The sequence below is a fragment of the Planococcus sp. RAB007_Raresut genome (assembly GCF_057369535.1).
The window spans coordinates 48,766-65,527 of record NZ_JBXYIF010000007.1 but is presented as its reverse complement, the minus strand read 5'-3'; the positions used below and the strand labels follow the sequence as shown (position 1 = coordinate 65,527).

Here is a 16,762-nt window from a genome sequence, read left to right as displayed (position 1 = left end):
TTCATTATACAAGAATATACAGTACTCAGATGGAAGTTGGACATGTCAATTGCTATAGTTAATAAAACGGTGAAATTCTCTAAACAAATATAGGGAGTGAAATATGAAAAACCTTTTGGAAATAAATGATAAACAAATGGAATTCTTTCAAAAAGGCCAAAAGGGCAAAGCTATTTTAATAGTGACCGGCATGGCTTGTTCTTTCGAGGAATGGCATTTAATATGCGAAGCATTGAGCTTGAACGACCAGATAATTATGTTTCACAGGCCGGGACTTGGAGCGAGCGACATTGGGGATGAAGAGCGGACAACTGCCCAAGCTTGCAAGGAAATCAATATTTTACTTGATAGGCTGAAGATAACGGAGCCCATACTTCTGATTGGCCATTCCTATGGCGGCCTGATAGCACAGCATTATGCGAAATTGAATCCTCAGCAGATTGACGGAATGATTCTGGTGGATTCCACTTCGGAAGATTTGAAGAAATTAAACAATCTGGATCTACCAGTTCTGAATGAGGGTGCATCAGACGAAGAATGGATTGAAAGCTGCAGAATCTATGAGGGCATGAATGAAAAAGAACTTGCGGCACTCTTGCAGACAACCTTGTCGATTTCGCAAGAAAGACTTCCTGAATCTATACAACAGAAGATAATCGATTTCCAGTATCAACCGAATTTATACAAAGCGATGAAATCGGAAGTTGCGAATTGGGTGGAAGACGCGGCCCGCATCAAAGCTCTTGGAAGTCTGGAACAATTGCCGCTCATAGTAATCGGTAGAGATAAATCGCATATGGTCAAAATGGGAGTAGAAGAAGGCTTGCCTGAAGGGGAATTGGCATTACTGGAAGGCGTTTGGGAAGAGTTGGTAAGTGAGCAAGCTGGTTTGTCTTCAAACAGCAAACTAATTTTTGCAGAAGCTGCGGGGCATTCAATATATCTTGACCGACCTGAGGTAATTATCCGGGCTGTAGCAGATATAAAAGGAATGATATAAATTCGAAATTCAAATGAGCAGCTTAAAAATGAATCCAAAGGAGAGAATTATATTATATTCAACCCCAGAAAACATCCTGAATGGCTTGAGCCGCATTCCCTCCTGTGGTATCAGCAGCTCGGAGACAGCGAAAAGGTTTATTCATATCCATGGAAGTCTTCGATAGATGTTCCAAATGGAGAGACCATTTTTGATACTTAAGTGCTGCAGATGGTCAAGGATAAGAAAGTGCTGGATGTCGGCTGCGGGCACGGAGAGTTTGCGTTAAAGTGCAGTCAATTTGCTGAAGAAGTAACTGGATTTGATGCAATCGAATCATTTTTAGAAAACGGGATAATGAAACAAAAGCATAATTTGAAATTTATTTTAGGAAATACAAAAAAGGGGCTGCCATTTGATGATAATGAGTTTGACATTGCCTATATCCGAAAAGGGCCGACGTCTGCTTACGGGGATTTGAAACGGGTTGTAAAAAACGATGGCCATGTGATTGGTCTTCATCCAGGAGACGGTTCAGGAAAAGAGCTGGCTGATTTATTTCCGGGATTTTTTAATCGCTTAGCGGGAACGCCCATCCTTGATAAGATTAAAGGGGTCCTGCACAATTGTTCATTTGATAACACAGAAATCGAAATTATGGAAACGACAGAATATCTTCATGAGCCATTGGACGTTATCCGATATGGCTGTTTTGGACAGTCTTTGAATCTTATCTCTGCCGCAGAAAAAGAGAGTCTCCATAGAATAGAAAGCATATTTGAGAAGGAAGCTGTCAGCAAAGGTCTTCCAATCACGCATTCCCGTTACATAATCAGAGTGAAAGTATAAGGGAATCCATAAAGTCAGAAACGCATAATGATGGATAAAATGCGTTTGTAAAGACTGAAATCTACTGGTTTTGATGAAAAACGTTTAGGGTATTTAATACAGTGGACTCATAAAAACTGGTATACATATTTCAACAGATCCTCAGAGTCTGGTTGGTTTGCTTGACTTCAACTTCTGTTTTCCGTAGTCTTGAATATTGTTGAATAAATCTGAGATTCTGTTTTGATTGGTATGGCTGTGAAATTATCAATCGTTCAAACAGAGAATTGAAAAGGGGGACGCTTAAATGAAAAAAGTTACCAATGTTTTTTGGATAGCTCTTGTACTTGTGCTGCTTGCAGTTGCATATGGGGCACTTGCACCGACTAATTTTGCGGAAGTTACAGGCAACATTGAAGAATTCCTGACAACTTCGTTCGGCTGGTATTATTTATTGATCGTTTCTGTCATGGTTCTATTCTGCCTATTCTTCCTAATCAGTCCGATGGGGCAGATCAAATTAGGGAAAGATACCGATAAACCGGAGTTTTCTTTTGCTACATGGGTTGCCATGCTGTTTTCAGCAGGCATGGGAATCGGGCTGGTATTCTGGGGTGCGGCTGAACCGCTTTCCCACTTTGCAATCGATCCGGCTACCGCAGATCCCGGAACGGCTGAAGCATTCCGTGAATCGATGCGATTCACATTCTTCCACTGGGGGATCCATGCTTGGGCAATTTACGCAGTAGTAGCTCTGCCGCTAGCTTATTTCCAGTTTAGAAAAGGAGAGCCGGGACTTATTTCCGCTACCTTAAAGCCATTGTTCGGCGATCGGATGAACGGGCCACTTGGCGTACTTGTCGATGTCATTGCCGTTTTCGCTACAGCGGTTGGTGTTGCGACAACATTAGGCTTCGGGACGATCCAAATTAATGAAGGTCTGGCTTTCCTGTTTGACGGAATTCCAGGTGATAACTTCACAGTCCAAATGATCATCATTGCAGTAGTCACGATATTGTTCATGATTTCCGCTTGGAGTGGATTGAGTAAAGGGATTAAATACTTATCAAATACCAATATGGTGCTTGCAATCAGTTTGCTGGTCTTAGTCATAATTTTGGGGCCGACCTTATTAATCCTGAACATGTTCACTGAAAGTCTTGGCGCTTACTTCCAGAACCTCGTGAAAATGAGTTTCCGTGCTGCACCTATTGATGGAGAAAACCGTGCCTGGATCGACGGCTGGACAATCTTCTATTGGGCATGGTGGATTTCATGGTCGCCATTCGTGGGGATCTTTATCGCACGTGTTTCCAAGGGACGTACTATCCGCCAATTCCTATTTGGTGTATTGATGATTCCGACACTGATCAGTTTCATCTGGTTTGCTGCATTCGGGTCAACCGCTATTGACGTTCAAAACAGCGGGGTCGATTTAACAGGATTATTAACTTCTGAAGTTCTGTTCGGCGTATTCAATGAAATACCGCTGGGTGTGGTCTTGTCGATTATCGCCATTTTGCTGGTGACGACATTCTTCATTACATCTGCGGATTCGGCGACATTTGTTTTGGGCATGCAAACGACAAATGGTTCATTGCATCCTGCAAATGCAGTCAAGCTGACGTGGGGAGTCGCGCAGTCGTCAATTGCAGTCATCCTGCTGTCAGCCGGTGGACTGGATGCGCTTCAGACAGCGTTAATCATTTCAGCATTTCCATTCTCATTCATAATGCTGCTAATGATGGCTTCGTTCTATAAAGCTTTAAATCTGGAATACAAAGCAATTAAACGCAAACGATAAAGAGAAACTTCATTGAATGGGGAATCCCCATCGAGTGTTAGTTGATCCAATCGGGATAAAACCGCCGAACAGGCGGTTTTTTTCTGTTTAAGAGCGTATAATGGATTATGGGATTAATTGAATGGAGGAATAATTTTTATGGAAAAACCGCACGTATTATTGGTTGATGGAATGGCTTTATTGTTCCGTTCTTTCTTCGCGACTTCAGCAGTCGGCCAGTATTTCAGAACAACTGATGGACTTGCGACTAATGGCGTCCAGGGATTCACCCGCCACGTACTTGCTGCTAAAACCATGATGAAACCGACACATATGGCGGTGTGCTGGGACATGGGCGCCCACACTTTCCGCACGGATCTGTTTGATGGATATAAAGCAAACCGTCCGGCGCCGCCTGAAGATATGCTGCATCAATTCGACATGGCAAAAAACGTCTCAGAGCAACTGGGATGGCAAAATTTCGGGGAAGCAGGCATTGAAGCGGATGATTTTATCGGATCGTTTACGAAACAATGGGAAGATGAAGTCGATTTCACTATCATCACAGGTGATAAAGATATGCTTCAGCTGCTCAAGCCTTCTGTAAAAATCGCTTTCATGAAAAAAGGCTTTCATATTTATGACGTATATACAGATGACCGTTTCAGAGAAGAGTACGGCATTGAGCCGAACCAGTTTGCAGATGTTAAAGCATTCATGGGAGACGCAAGCGATGGATACCCGGGCGTTAAAGGAATCGGACCGAAGACAGCATTACAGCTGATCCAGAAATATGGTTCAACTGACGGGGTTCTGGAGGCGATTGATGAGCTTAAACCAGCACAAAAGAAAAAGATAGAAGAAAACAAAGAGATGCTTCTCCTATCCAAAGAACTTGCCGTGATTAAATGTGATATTGACCTTGATATTCCGCTGGACCAAATCGGAGTTCCGCAATATACCGCAGAACATATCCGCATCTGCGAAGATCAGCAATTGAATTTATTGGCTAGGCAATTGGAAAAAAATCTATAAAAAAATCATCCCGGTTTTTGCGGGATGATTATTACAAAACTCAATACAGAACGATGTTCATTATAGGAAACTGTCCGGATCTTACTCGGGCGGTTTCTTTTTCCGTTGTCATGGAAATAGAGAATCACATCGCCGTCTTTGTCTTCAAAACCGATAAGCGGCACCCAGTGGTAATTGAACAGGGGTTTTGAAAACCAGCGGAATGTGAAATAGCGGTCGAATTTCATCGCCAGCGGCCTGCCATTCCGCAGTTCCCGTTTTATTTCGGAGAGTGAGCGGGTTTTTTGGATGGCGTATTGGCTGCCAGCGATTTTGCGGAAATTCCGTACAAGCCTCCAGGTAAAGAGGCCGATCGCTGTAGTGCCTAGCAACCGGTATACGTCGTTGACGCCAAGTGACACATTTTCGTGGTAGTTGAAAATGGCGGCTGCTGTTACAGGTCCGCAGGCGGAGCTGCGTTTTTTATTGTCTATCGCCGCATCGTATTGTGACATTCCTTCGAATGGCAGAAGGATTTTCAAGACGTTCGCCTCCAAACTGAATTTACATCATTTCGAAGAAAGGCTTTCTTTCTTTTCATCGAGCAATTCTTTTAATGCAGCGCGGAAGGTCTGATAAACTTCCAAATCCACTTGAATGCCGGCATGTACAATTTCACGGACAAAACGCGGATTAAATCCAACATAGATAGGGCGAAGACCCATCAATTTCAGAGCACTGTTCAGCGCCGTCAGTTCATTTGCCAGTTCATTATAATCGAATGTCTGGATATCTTCGGACTGGACGCCTGTAAAGTCGAAAATGACACATTCCGTTTCGCGATGCTCACCTGCGTGCTGTAAAGCTTTGCTGCGAATCAGTTCAAAACGGTCACTTGATATCAATCCGGCAATCGGCATTAGGATTGTTTTTGGAACAATTGACGGAATGATGGGGGCAGACATATTTTTGATGACCATTTCGTAATATTTTACAAGGTCTTTCAATTCACTTATTTCTTTTTGGGGATCCATGGTGACACCTCATTAAATTTGGTAATTCCAGTATACAGTATTAAAAGCAGAAGTGCTTATGAAGATGTGAAAATGGCTTATCGACTGGGAATCTGCTCACAATATGATGGTTTCCTGCTCATCCGGGTACAAAAATATCGCAGTCTTAAAAGCAAAAAAAAAGAATAGGCAGGCGCCTATTCGGGTTGGTTGGCTAAAAAGTCAATGACATCTTCAGGTGATTTTGCGTTTGCGCTGTGAAGATGCGCAGTTTTTTCTCCGTTTTTGAAAATTAGAAGACTTGGAATTCCCATGACTTCATAATTATCAGCGATTTCCGGCAATTCATCACGGTTTAAATCGAACCACTGGTATTTATCGTACTCAGCGACGATGGGATCGATGAACATGTCCATGCGTGTGCAATCCGGACACCATCCAGCCTGGAATTTGACGATTACGGGCTCATCGCCTGTAATGGCTTGTTGGAATTCTTCATTGGTAGTTAGCGATTTCATAGATTTTTCCTCCTGTTGTTTCTATTATGAAAGAAATGAATTGATGGTTAATAAGATCATGGCCAACTCAATTCATTGACTCAACTTTTATAGTGTACCGTTCATCCGCATTTTCGAAAAGAAAAGAAACTTATCGGTTTAAAAAATTGAGGATTAAATATTGCGAAAAAAAGGAAAATAACTTACACTTATGGATATAGAGAACGTTCTATTTTTTTTAGCTCAAAAATGAATGAGGATTCATTCAAAAATTATGAGGAGGGTTTGCTAGTGGCATACCAAATAAGAAAAGCAGCAGTAATCGGATCTGGAGTTATGGGATCAGGGATTGCAGCGCATCTTGCAAACATAGGAATTCCAGTATTATTACTAGACATAGTTCCGCGTGAAGTGACGGAAGCGGAACAGGCGAAAGGCCTGACGCTTGAACATCATGCAGTTCGCAACCGTATCGCAACAACTTCAATCCAGAAACTATTGAAACAGAAACCGGCTCCTCTGACAGCCAAAAAGAATTTAGACCTTATCACACCCGGAAACCTTGAAGACGATCTGGAAAAACTTGCAGACGTTGATTGGATCGTTGAAGTTATCGTAGAGAATCTTGATGTAAAAAAATCTTTGTACGAAAAAATTGATGCTGTAAGAAAGCCTGGCACAATCATTTCTTCAAACACTTCAGGCATCTCAATCAATGCAATGGCTGAAGGGCGTTCAGAAGATTTCAGCAAGCATTTCCTGGGGACGCATTTCTTCAACCCGCCACGCTATCTGAAACTTTTGGAAGTAATTCCAGCGGCATCGACTGCACCTGAAGTGGTCGAGTTCATGACTGCTTTCGGCGAAGATGTTCTTGGTAAGGGTGTTGTAATCGCAAAAGACACACCTAACTTTATCGCTAACCGCATTGGAACTTACGGTTTATTGGTTACACTGCGTGAAATGCAGAGCCGTGGCTATTCCATCGGTGAAGTGGATTCCGTAACCGGACCTTTAATCGGACGTCCAAAATCGGCGACTTTCCGTACACTGGACGTAGTTGGCCTGGATACCTTCATGCACGTTGCGAAAAACGTCTACGATAAAACCGAAGGCGAAGAGCAAAAAGTATTCGAAGCTCCTGAATTCATGAAAAAAATGGTGGAAAACGGCTGGATCGGCGCTAAATCAGGCCAAGGCTTCTTCCTTAAAAAAGACAAAGAAATTCTTGAACTGGATCCGGAAACTTTGGAATACCGCCCTGCCGGCAAATTGAAAACGCCTTCACAGGAAATGGCCAAAGCACAGAAAGGTTTTTCTGCGAAGATGAAAACGCTTGTTTACGCGGATGACCGCACGGGTGAATTATTATGGAACATCCTGGCTCCGGTTCTTCGCTACTCAGCAGAGTTGAATGGCGAAATCGCTGACGATATTGTCTCTATCGACAATGCCATGAAGTGGGGCTTCGGCTGGAACCAGGGACCATTTGAAATCTGGGATGCAATCGGCGTTGAGAAGTCTGTCACAAAAATGAAAGAAGAAGGACATGACGTTCCTGCTTTCGCACAAAGCCTGCTGGACAGCGGCAACGAAACCTTCTACAAGGAAGTTGACGGCGATCTTCATTTCTTCAATGGTTCAGATTACGAAGCTGTTCCGGTCAATGAAAAAGTGATCGACTTGAAACGTTATAAGAAAAAACATGGTGTCATCAAATCAAATTCAGGTGCGAGCCTGATCGATCTTGGAGACGGCATTGCGCTTCTTGAGTTCCACTCACAGTCAAATGCGATTGGCTTGGATATCATGCAAATGATCAATTTTGCGATTGATGAAGTCGAGAAGAATTACAAAGGGCTTGTTATCGGCAACCAGGGCAAGAATTTCTGCGTCGGTGCAAACCTGGGCATGATCCTGATGGAAGCTCAAGATGATAATATCTTTGAACTTGATTTCACAATCAAAACATTCCAGAACGCGATGATGAAAATCAAATATAGTTCAAAACCTGTAGTAGCAGCACCATTTGGAATGGCACTTGGGGGTGGGGCGGAAGTAGCTCTTCCAGCTGCACATATCCAGGCTTCAATGGAAACTTATATGGGCTTAGTAGAAGCAGGAGTCGGGCTGATCCCTGGCGGCGGCGGAAACAAGGAACTTTATATGAAGCATTTGAAAGGCATGCCGAATGGCATCGACTTCGACTTACAGAATGTAGCAAGCAAAGTTTTCGAATCAATCGCGATGGCAAAAGTTTCGACTTCTGCCGAAGAAGCGCGTGAAAATAACTTCCTGAACTTTGTGGACGGCATCAGCGTCAACAGCGACCACCTGATCTATGACGCAAAACAGGCGGCATTGTCCTTGTATGAAAATGGCTACCAAGCGCCGAAACGAGAAGGAGTGCCTGTTACCGGTGAACCGGGATATGCGACTTTATTGCTTGGAGCAGAAGGAATGTTCCTGTCAGGCTATATCAGCGAATACGACTTGAAAATCGCCCAGAAACTGGCGTTTGTCCTTTCGGGCGGCAAAGTTCCATACGGCACGAAAGTGGACGAACAATATTTACTGGACCTTGAACGCCAGGCATTCCTGAGCTTAGTCGCTCAGCCGAAATCGCAGCAGCGCATGCAGCATATGCTGGTCAAAGGCAAACCGTTACGCAACTGATCCAAAGATATTAAAGGAGGAAAAAATATGCGCGAAGCAGTAATCGTGGCCAGTGCCAGAACACCGGTCGGAAAAGCGAAAAAAGGTTCTCTTGCATCGGTGCGACCGGATGATTTCGGCGCACTCGCTGTACGGGAAACATTAAAACGGGCAGGCGGATACGACGGCCCGATAGATGATTTGATCATGGGCTGTGCAATGCCGGAAGCCGAGCAGGGCATGAACATCGCCCGTAACATCGGAGCATTGGCAGGGTTGCCGGATACGACACCTGCTGTAACAGTCAACCGTTTCTGTTCATCAGGCTTGCAGACAATCGCCTATGCAGCGGAACGCATCATGGTTGGACACGCGGAAGCGATCATTGCCGGCGGTGTTGAATCGATGAGTATGGTGCCGATGATGGGGAATGTCATCCGCCCAAACGCGAAACTGGCTGAAACAGCTCCTCAGTATTACATGAGCATGGGCCACACAGCTGAACAAGTGGCGACTCAATACGGCGTCAGCCGTGAAGATCAGGATGCTTTCTCGGTGCGCTCCCATGAAAAAGCGGCAGCTGCTATTGAAAAAGGGCATTTCGATGAAGAAATCGTGCCTGTTGAAGTAACTAAAAGATATGTTGATGAAAACAATAAGTACCAGGAAAAATCATTCATGTTCGAAATGGATGAAGGCGTCCGCCATGGTACGACTGTTCAGACATTGAACAAATTGCGCGCGGCATTCTCAGCACGCGGTTCAGTAACAGCGGGTAACTCTTCCCAAACATCTGACGGTGCAGGAGCTTTGCTTGTAATGGACCGTGAAAAAGCGGAAGCGCTGGGCCTCAAACCGATTGCGAAATTCCGTTCATTCGCTACAGGCGGCGTGCCGCCGGAAGTTATGGGAATCGGACCGATTGAAGCGATTCCAAAAGCCTTGAAACTAGCTGGTCTGTCGATCAAGGACATTGATGTCTGGGAATTGAATGAAGCGTTCGCTTCACAATCACTAGCAGTCATCAGAAAATTGAACATCGACATCGATAAAGTCAACTTGAACGGCGGAGCAATTGCGCTTGGACACCCACTGGGTGCAACCGGTTCAATCCTGACAATCCGTATGCTGAGTGAACTGAAACGCCAAGGCAAACAATTCGGCGTAGTCACAATGTGTATCGGCGGAGGAATGGGTGCAGCAGGCGTCTTTGAAATGCTGTAGGACATTTTCAAATAACAACACCGGAATAATAGAACACAGATTTGCAAGAAGATGAAGCGAAAGGCGGCGACTCCTGCGGGAGCAAGAGCGAGTCCTGAGACCCCGCAAGGAGCAACGCGACTGAGGAGGCTCAGGCAGCTCCCCGCGGAAAGCGTCCGCCTGCAGCGAAATCTTCCGAGCAGATTAAAAATAGGAGGAATATAAAATGTCAGAATCAAAAACATTGATCAAAGGCGGAAGTTTCCTAATTGAAGACGCGGATCTTTCACGCGTATTTACACCGGAGGATTTCACAGAAGAACATAAGATGATCGCCAAGTCAACGGAGGATTACGTAAACACGGATGTAATGCCTGTAGTTGAAAATCTTGAAAACCACGAATTCGAACATTCCGTACGACTTTTGAAAAAAGCAGGAGACCTTGGTCTTTTAGGTGCAGATGTACCTGAACAATACGGCGGTTTGGGCCTCGATAAAATCGCTTCAGCTTTAATTGCTGAAAAAATGTCCAAAGCAGGCGGTTTCTCAATCACTCACGGTGCCCACGTTGGTATCGGTTCATTGCCAATCGTTCTTTTCGGTAACGAAGAGCAAAAACAAAGCTACCTGCCACGCCTTGCAACTGGCGAAATGATCGCTGCATATGCATTGACTGAGCCTAGCTCTGGATCGGATGCACTTGGAGCTAAAACGACTGCTAAGCTGAACGAAGCAGGCACACACTACGTATTGAACGGCGAAAAACAATGGATCACAAACGCTGGATTTGCGGATGTATTTGTAGTCTACGCGAAAATCGACGGAGAGCAGTTCTCTGCATTCATCGTTGAGCGTGAATTCGCAGGGGTTTCTGTAGGACCTGAAGAGAAGAAAATGGGGATTAAATCATCTTCAACCCGTACATTGATCCTTGAAGACGCGGAAGTTCCTGTTGAAAACCTGTTGGGTGAAGCTGGACGCGGGCATATCATCGCCTTCAACATCCTGAACATCGGCCGTTACAAATTGGGAGTAGGCACGATCGGAGCTTCTAAACGTGCAATGGAAATCACGATTCCTTACACGAACCAGCGCCAGCAGTTCAAAACACCGATTTCATCATTCAACTTGACTCGTGAAAAACTTGCGACGATGGCTTCACAGCTGTACGCACTTGAAAGCTCTGTTTACCGCACTGTTGGTTTATTCGAGGACCGCATGAGCGGCTTTACGGATGAAGAACATGCGAACGGTAAATTGGTTGCGGATTCAATCGCTGAATTTGCTGTGGAATGCTCAATGAATAAATTCTTCGGAACAGAAACATTGGACTTTATCGTTGATGAAGGCGTTCAATTGCACGGTGGATATGGCTTCATGCAGGAATATGAAATCGAGCGCATCTACCGTGACTCGCGCATCAACCGTATTTTCGAAGGAACAAACGAAATCAACCGTTTGCTGGTTCCGGGTACTTTGCTGCGTAAAGCAATGAAAGGCGAATTGCCACTATTGCAGCACGCACAAAAACTTCAGGAAGAGTTATTGATGATGATGCCGGAAGAAATCGGCACTGAAGCATTGGCTCAGGAAAAATACCTGGTAGGAAACGCGAAAAAAATCGCTATCCTAGCTGCTGGTCTAGCTGCTCAAACTTACGGTACGAAATTGGAACAGGAGCAGGAAGTTCTTGTGAACATCGCTGATATCGTCAGCAATGTATTTGCAATGGAATCTGCGGTTCTGCGTACCGAAAAAGCGATCGCTGCTTCAGGTGAAGAAAAAGCGAAACAGAAACTTCTTTATACGCAAATCTATTGCCAGGAAGCATTCGATAAAATCGAGAAAGATGCGAAGGAAACATTGATCGCTGCAATTGAAGGCGACAACCAACGCATGATGCTTTCAGCATTACGCAAATTGACTCGTTCAACTCCTTACAATGTCATCGCTAAAAAACGCGAAGCTGCTGTTAAGTTGATCGATGTTGAAAAATACGTAGTTTAATAGATTAATTGAAGGCCGCCATCTTTTTGGCGGCTCTTTTTTATTCGCCCGCATTCCATGGCTTTGCTAGAATAGTAAAAGAAGGAGGTTTTAAATATGTTGGATTTTTATTGGTACCCGAAATGCAGTACCTGCCAAAAAGCGAAAAAGTGGCTGACCGCAAACGGGGTGGATTTTAAGGAAATACATATCGTCGATAACCCGCCGCCAAAAGATGAGCTGAAGAAAATGGTAGTAGCCAGCGGCATCGAATTGAAGAAGTTTTTCAATACCAGCGGACAGCAATACCGCGAGTTGCAGTTAAAGGATAAGCTTGCTGGAATGTCCGAAGATGAAAAACTGGAACTGCTTTCATCAAACGGCATGCTGATCAAGCGTCCGCTTGCATGGGACGGTTCAAAAGCGACAATTGGCTTTAAGGAAGAGACGTATAAAAATACCTGGGCTTAAGGAATATGCAATCTTGTAATTGAGTGGTTAATATGTCAAACTGAAATTGAAGCTACTACATATTTTGGAGGCGTTTGGATGAGCACACCACAAGAACTTCGTTATTCAAAAGAACATGAATGGGTCAAACTTGAAGATGGTAAAGCACGCATCGGAATCACTCATTTCGCGCAAGCTGAACTTGGAGACATCGTTTTTGTCGAATTGCCGCAGGTCGGTGACGAACTTAAGAAAAACGAACCATTCGGCAGCGTTGAGTCTGTTAAAACGGTTTCTGAATTATATGCGCCAATCAGCGGGAAAGTGGTTGAAGTAAACTCTGAGCTGGAAGACAGCCCGGAATTTGTCAATGAATCTCCGTATGAACAGGCATGGATGGTTGTCATTGAAGCGCCTTCTGAAGATGAAATGGGCGATTTGATGGATGCTGACCAATACAAAGAAATGACTAACGAGTAAGAAACAGTAAGCGCCCTTTTTCGGCGCTTTTTTTAATAAGCATTTATTTCAGGCGAATCGCAGTGCCGAGCATATCAATTGATTAGGGTGTTATGGCTATATAAACTAAATAGGTAACAACATGCTCTCTATTCCAATTAATCAGCGGGGTGTTGGATGATGGACAAAGTGATTGTAGTGGAAGGAATATCGGATAAAAATAGAATTGCGCCGCTCATTGCAGAATCCGTGACGATTCTTTGCACAAATGGTACAGTGAGTGCCACAAGACTTGAAGAACTGCTGTTGCCATTTGAAGGGCAGGATATCATTATTTTAGTAGATGCAGATAAATCGGGTGAAAAGCTCAGAAAACTGGTCAAGCGTGAATTTCCGGAAGCCCGCCATTTTTATATCGACCGGAGCTACAAGGAAGTGGCGACAACTCCTTTGCGTATTCTGACTGATGTCCTCATAGCAGCAAATGTCCGAGTCAATAACCTATTAGCCGAAGGATGAAGAACCATGGAAGAATGGAACCATAAAGAATGGAGTAAAGCCAAGAACACCAATAAGGTGGCGGCTTATTACCTTTATACGCCTATGTGCGGGACATGCCAATTGGCATCAAAAATGCTTGAAGTCGTAGTTGCGGCAATGCCGGAATTGCCAATCGGCAAAGCCAACTTGAATTACGTACAGGAGATCGCTTCTTTATATGAAGTGGAAAGCGTGCCGTGCCTGTTGATAACAGAAAATGGCAAGCTGAAAGAAAAGGTTTACGCCTTTCATTCTGTGCCATATATTTATGAAAAGTTGAAAACGGTTGACGTATAAATCAAGCCGTGATAAATTAATATCCTGAACAACAAACTTAATAACGTAACTCTTATAAAGAGTGGTGGAGGGAAGTGCCCTGTGAAGCCCGGCAACCGTCATGAAAATGAAATGGTGCCAAGTCACACAAAGCGAAAGCTTTGGAAGATGAGAGAACGGTTAACGTATATATTTTTGCGTGTGCCCTTCTGCTCATTTCTGAGCAGAAGGGTTTTTTATTTTGAAGTAGGAGAGTGTATCAATGATTGAGTTAAAGCAACTTACGAAGACATTCGATGTCGGAAAAACCGCCTTGACAGCTGTTGATGATGTAAATCTGACGATTGCTGACGGAGAAATCTTCGGCATCATCGGTTACAGCGGCGCAGGCAAAAGTACGCTGATCCGCATATTGAACGGTTTGGAAAAACCGACATCCGGAACAGTCGATATCAATGGGCAAAAAATAACGGACATTAAAGGCGTAGAGCTCCGTAAAGCCCGCCAAAAAGTAAGCATGATTTTCCAGCACTTCAATCTTTTATGGTCCCGGACAGTGCAGGAGAATATTGAATTTCCGCTTGAAATTGCTGGTGTGCCAAAAGCAAAAAGAGTGGAAAAGGTAAAGGAATTGGTTGAATTAGTGGGATTGGCTGGCCGTGAAAATGCTTATCCTTCCCAATTATCAGGTGGCCAGAAGCAGCGTGTCGGCATAGCCCGCGCATTGGCGAACGATCCGGAAGTCCTGCTTTGTGACGAAGCCACGTCAGCCCTTGATCCGGAAACGACGGACGCTATTTTGGACCTGCTTGTCGATATCAATAAACGCCTTGGTTTGACCATCGTCCTGATTACTCACGAAATGCATGTCATCCGGAAAATTTGTCATCGTGTGGCAGTTATGGAAGGCGGCAAAGTGGTGGAACTTGGAGATGTACTTGAGATTTTCCAAACCCCGAAACAGGAAATCACCAAACGCTTTGTTGCTCAAGTCACCGAGTCGGAGGATTCAAGCGAAACCATCAAGCATCTCCGTGAATTATATCCAACAGGAGAACTGGTGAAGCTGATATTCGTTGGTGAACAGGCAGAACAGCCGATACTGACACAGTTGATCCGGAAGTTTCCGGTGGAAGTGAATATCGTCCAGGGGAAAGTATCCCATACACAACGCGGCGCATATGGAACTTTGATCCTGCAGCTAAAAGGAGCGGATGCTGATATCCGTCAGGCGCTCGAGTTTCTCGTCCGAGAAAATGTACAGGCGGAGGTGATGGCAAATGATTGAGTCATTATTTCCAAATGTCGACTGGGATAAGATGTGGGAAGCAACAATCGAAACCATCTATATGACAGCGATGTCGACACTTTTCACGTTCGTCATCGGCCTTGTGCTTGGCATCATTTTATTCCTGACAGCTCCGAAGCAATTATGGGCCAATAAAATCGTCAACTGGCTTACTGGGGTATTTGTGAATGTTTTCCGTTCGATACCGTTTATCATCTTGATCATTTTGCTGATTCCTTTTACAAGCTTCCTGATCGGCACGATTCGTGGACCGAATGCTGCATTGCCAGCGCTGATTATTGGAGCGGCTCCATTTTATGCGCGGCTGGTCCTGATCGCTTTCCAGGAAATCGATAAAGGGGTCATTGAAGCCGCTCGTTCCATGGGCGCAACAACTGGAACTATTATCCGGAAAGTCTTATTGCCGGAATCAAAACCCGCTTTGATCTCAGGAATCACGGTCACTTCGATTGCATTAGTCGGATATACCGCTATGGCTGGAGTCATTGGGGCCGGCGGACTCGGAACTTTGGCATTCCTGGATGGATTTCAGCGCAGCCGGCCGGATGTCGTATTAATGGCAACCATTTTGATCCTGATCATCGTATTCATCATCCAATTTATCGGTGACGCGTTAACCAAAAAAGCAGACAAGCGTTGATAACGGAAATTCCGTTGACATAATAATTACAACTACAGAGAAAAGGGAGAGTACACATTATGAAAAAACTTCTAACAGGAACTTTATTGGCAACATTAGCACTAGCAGGATGCGGTAGTGACAGCAATGAAACTGGCACTGACTCAAGCAACGGCGGATCTGGAGAAAGCGAAACAAGCACGATTAAAGTGGGTGCTTCAAATGTGCCGCACGCAGAAATTCTGGAACAAGTTCAACCGATTCTAGAAGAACAGGGAATTGAATTGGAGATTGAAACCTACCAGGATTATATCTTCCCGAATGAAGATTTGGATTCAGGCGAAATCGACGCCAACTACTTCCAGCATATCCCTTACTTCGAAGCTCAGATGGAAGAGCACGGTTATGATTTTGCAAATGCCGGCGGTATCCACATAGAGCCAATCGGTGTCTACTCCCAGGAATACGATTCACTTGAAGAGCTTCCGGAAGGCGCTACTATTTTAATGAGCAGTTCAGTAGCTGACCACGGACGTATTCTTTCAATGTTAGAAGCGCAGGGGTTGATCACGTTAGCTGAAGACATCGATAAAACAAAAGCTGAAGTAAGTGATATTGCTGAAAACCCTAAAGATCTGCAATTTGAAACAGATTATGAAGCAGCGTTATTGGTGCAAATGTATGAGCAAGGTGAAGGCGATGCAGTGTTGATCAACTCAAACTATGCGATTGATGCAGGCATCAACCCGCAGGAAGATTCAATTGCACTTGAAGATTCAGATTCACCGTATGTAAATATCATCGCTGTCCGTTCTGGCGATGAAGACAATGAAGCAGTACAAGCATTGGTAGAGGCACTTAAATCAGAAGAAATCCAAGATTTCATTCTTGAAGAGTGGGGCGGCTCTGTAGTACCAGTGCAATAAGAAAAGCGACTCAAAAAAGCATCCTTCGGGATGCTTTTTCTTAATTATGGAGCTATTGGTAAAAAGTACACAAAATGATGGGGAGTTTAAACCAGCAGTAAATGATTATTTAGATATAGTAAATTAATAAAATATTCCGTGTATTTCCGAAAAGCTTATCTTATTCTGTCATCTATGGTATTTTGATATCTATTATGAAAAAACATTTGTACACATAGGGAGGA

Annotated in this window: 17 protein-coding genes and 1 riboswitch; of the genes, 14 read left to right on the top strand and 3 right to left on the bottom strand. The window is 44.2% G+C overall.

What is annotated here, in order from left to right:
• The first annotated feature begins 103 nt into the window (after positions 1 to 103).
• The 4 genes from AC2Q9J_RS15050 (at position 104) to AC2Q9J_RS15035 (ending at position 4,625) form a co-directional block, all read left to right on the top strand.
• Positions 104 to 1,000, top strand: a complete 897-nt coding sequence (locus tag AC2Q9J_RS15050) for an alpha/beta hydrolase (protein WP_499041196.1) — start codon at positions 104 to 106, stop codon at positions 998 to 1,000.
• A gap of 210 nt (positions 1,001 to 1,210) precedes the next feature.
• Complete coding sequence (locus AC2Q9J_RS15045; RefSeq protein ID WP_499041194.1) at positions 1,211 to 1,828, top strand: class I SAM-dependent methyltransferase; 618 nt, start codon at positions 1,211 to 1,213, stop codon at positions 1,826 to 1,828.
• Between the two features lie 286 nt (positions 1,829 to 2,114).
• Entirely contained in the window at positions 2,115 to 3,611 is a 1,497-nt protein-coding gene (locus AC2Q9J_RS15040; RefSeq protein ID WP_499041192.1) for a glycine betaine uptake BCCT transporter, read from the top strand.
• Positions 3,612 to 3,749: 138 nt separating this feature from the next.
• A complete protein-coding gene (locus tag AC2Q9J_RS15035; RefSeq protein ID WP_499041190.1) occupies positions 3,750 to 4,625 on the top strand; it encodes a 5'-3' exonuclease in 876 nt (291 codons plus the stop codon).
• A 5-nt stretch (positions 4,626 to 4,630) separates the two neighbouring features.
• Here the strand turns inward: AC2Q9J_RS15035 and AC2Q9J_RS15030 are convergent, their stop codons facing one another.
• From AC2Q9J_RS15030 to AC2Q9J_RS15020, 3 genes are all read right to left on the bottom strand, one after another.
• Positions 4,631 to 5,146 (bottom strand): C39 family peptidase, encoded by a 516-nt coding sequence (locus AC2Q9J_RS15030; RefSeq protein WP_499041188.1) that lies wholly within the window; start codon positions 5,144 to 5,146, stop codon positions 4,631 to 4,633.
• 27 nt (positions 5,147 to 5,173) lie between these two features.
• A complete protein-coding gene (locus tag AC2Q9J_RS15025; protein ID WP_499041186.1) occupies positions 5,174 to 5,638 on the bottom strand; it encodes an STAS domain-containing protein in 465 nt (154 codons plus the stop codon).
• Between the two features lie 176 nt (positions 5,639 to 5,814).
• Positions 5,815 to 6,135 carry a thioredoxin family protein gene (locus tag AC2Q9J_RS15020; RefSeq protein ID WP_499041184.1) on the bottom strand — a complete coding sequence of 107 codons (321 nt, stop codon included), beginning with the start codon at positions 6,133 to 6,135 and terminating at the stop codon, positions 5,815 to 5,817.
• Between the two features lie 270 nt (positions 6,136 to 6,405).
• Between AC2Q9J_RS15020 and AC2Q9J_RS15015 the strand changes: the two genes are divergently transcribed.
• From AC2Q9J_RS15015 to AC2Q9J_RS14970, 10 genes are all read left to right on the top strand, one after another.
• Positions 6,406 to 8,790: a 3-hydroxyacyl-CoA dehydrogenase/enoyl-CoA hydratase family protein gene (locus AC2Q9J_RS15015; RefSeq protein WP_499041182.1), complete on the top strand. Its 2,385-nt coding sequence runs from the start codon at positions 6,406 to 6,408 to the stop codon at positions 8,788 to 8,790.
• Positions 8,791 to 8,817: 27 nt separating this feature from the next.
• The gene (locus tag AC2Q9J_RS15010; protein WP_499041180.1) at positions 8,818 to 9,993 is read left to right on the top strand and encodes an acetyl-CoA C-acetyltransferase; all 1,176 of its coding nucleotides are present in this window, start codon (positions 8,818 to 8,820) and stop codon (positions 9,991 to 9,993) included.
• 205 nt (positions 9,994 to 10,198) lie between these two features.
• Positions 10,199 to 11,980, top strand: coding sequence for an acyl-CoA dehydrogenase FadE (locus AC2Q9J_RS15005; RefSeq protein WP_499041178.1), 1,782 nt, complete (start codon positions 10,199 to 10,201; stop codon positions 11,978 to 11,980).
• A 96-nt stretch (positions 11,981 to 12,076) separates the two neighbouring features.
• Positions 12,077 to 12,430: an arsenate reductase family protein gene (locus AC2Q9J_RS15000; RefSeq protein WP_499041176.1), complete on the top strand. Its 354-nt coding sequence runs from the start codon at positions 12,077 to 12,079 to the stop codon at positions 12,428 to 12,430.
• Positions 12,431 to 12,508: 78 nt separating this feature from the next.
• Positions 12,509 to 12,889, top strand: a complete 381-nt coding sequence (gcvH, locus tag AC2Q9J_RS14995) for a glycine cleavage system protein GcvH (RefSeq protein ID WP_499041174.1) — start codon at positions 12,509 to 12,511, stop codon at positions 12,887 to 12,889.
• Positions 12,890 to 13,048: 159 nt separating this feature from the next.
• Entirely contained in the window at positions 13,049 to 13,387 is a 339-nt protein-coding gene (locus AC2Q9J_RS14990; RefSeq protein WP_499041173.1) for a toprim domain-containing protein, read from the top strand.
• Between the two features lie 6 nt (positions 13,388 to 13,393).
• The gene (locus AC2Q9J_RS14985; protein WP_499041171.1) at positions 13,394 to 13,705 is read left to right on the top strand and encodes a thioredoxin family protein; all 312 of its coding nucleotides are present in this window, start codon (positions 13,394 to 13,396) and stop codon (positions 13,703 to 13,705) included.
• Between the two features lie 49 nt (positions 13,706 to 13,754).
• A riboswitch (SAM riboswitch) is annotated at positions 13,755 to 13,859 on the top strand.
• Between the two features lie 87 nt (positions 13,860 to 13,946).
• Positions 13,947 to 14,972 carry a methionine ABC transporter ATP-binding protein gene (locus AC2Q9J_RS14980; protein WP_499041169.1) on the top strand — a complete coding sequence of 342 codons (1,026 nt, stop codon included), beginning with the start codon at positions 13,947 to 13,949 and terminating at the stop codon, positions 14,970 to 14,972.
• On the top strand, positions 14,965 to 15,633 hold the full coding sequence (locus AC2Q9J_RS14975) for a methionine ABC transporter permease (protein WP_499041167.1): 669 nt from the start codon (positions 14,965 to 14,967) through the stop codon (positions 15,631 to 15,633). The genes AC2Q9J_RS14980 and AC2Q9J_RS14975 overlap by 8 nt, the downstream gene beginning before the upstream one ends.
• 59 nt (positions 15,634 to 15,692) lie before the next feature.
• Positions 15,693 to 16,538: a MetQ/NlpA family ABC transporter substrate-binding protein gene (locus tag AC2Q9J_RS14970; RefSeq protein ID WP_499041165.1), complete on the top strand. Its 846-nt coding sequence runs from the start codon at positions 15,693 to 15,695 to the stop codon at positions 16,536 to 16,538.
• Positions 16,539 to 16,762: the final 224 nt, after the last annotated feature.

What these genes read in the sequence shown, in the direction of transcription:
- AC2Q9J_RS14975 (WP_499041167.1), top strand. Translation starts at nt 14,965, where the DNA reads ATGATTGAGTCATTATTTCCAAATGTCGACTGGGATAAGATGTGGGAA.
- AC2Q9J_RS15005 (WP_499041178.1), top strand. Translation starts at nt 10,199, where the DNA reads ATGTCAGAATCAAAAACATTGATCAAAGGCGGAAGTTTCCTAATTGAA.
- AC2Q9J_RS14980 (WP_499041169.1), top strand. Translation starts at nt 13,947, where the DNA reads ATGATTGAGTTAAAGCAACTTACGAAGACATTCGATGTCGGAAAAACC.
- AC2Q9J_RS15035 (WP_499041190.1), top strand. Translation starts at nt 3,750, where the DNA reads ATGGAAAAACCGCACGTATTATTGGTTGATGGAATGGCTTTATTGTTC.
- AC2Q9J_RS15050 (WP_499041196.1), top strand. Translation starts at nt 104, where the DNA reads ATGAAAAACCTTTTGGAAATAAATGATAAACAAATGGAATTCTTTCAA.
- AC2Q9J_RS14990 (WP_499041173.1), top strand. Translation starts at nt 13,049, where the DNA reads ATGGACAAAGTGATTGTAGTGGAAGGAATATCGGATAAAAATAGAATT.
- AC2Q9J_RS14970 (WP_499041165.1), top strand. Translation starts at nt 15,693, where the DNA reads ATGAAAAAACTTCTAACAGGAACTTTATTGGCAACATTAGCACTAGCA.
- AC2Q9J_RS14985 (WP_499041171.1), top strand. Translation starts at nt 13,394, where the DNA reads ATGGAAGAATGGAACCATAAAGAATGGAGTAAAGCCAAGAACACCAAT.
- gcvH (WP_499041174.1), top strand. Translation starts at nt 12,509, where the DNA reads ATGAGCACACCACAAGAACTTCGTTATTCAAAAGAACATGAATGGGTC.
- AC2Q9J_RS15010 (WP_499041180.1), top strand. Translation starts at nt 8,818, where the DNA reads ATGCGCGAAGCAGTAATCGTGGCCAGTGCCAGAACACCGGTCGGAAAA.
- AC2Q9J_RS15000 (WP_499041176.1), top strand. Translation starts at nt 12,077, where the DNA reads ATGTTGGATTTTTATTGGTACCCGAAATGCAGTACCTGCCAAAAAGCG.
- AC2Q9J_RS15040 (WP_499041192.1), top strand. Translation starts at nt 2,115, where the DNA reads ATGAAAAAAGTTACCAATGTTTTTTGGATAGCTCTTGTACTTGTGCTG.
- AC2Q9J_RS15025 (WP_499041186.1), bottom strand. Translation starts at nt 5,638, where the DNA reads ATGGATCCCCAAAAAGAAATAAGTGAATTGAAAGACCTTGTAAAATAT.
- AC2Q9J_RS15020 (WP_499041184.1), bottom strand. Translation starts at nt 6,135, where the DNA reads ATGAAATCGCTAACTACCAATGAAGAATTCCAACAAGCCATTACAGGC.
- AC2Q9J_RS15045 (WP_499041194.1), top strand. Translation starts at nt 1,211, where the DNA reads ATGGTCAAGGATAAGAAAGTGCTGGATGTCGGCTGCGGGCACGGAGAG.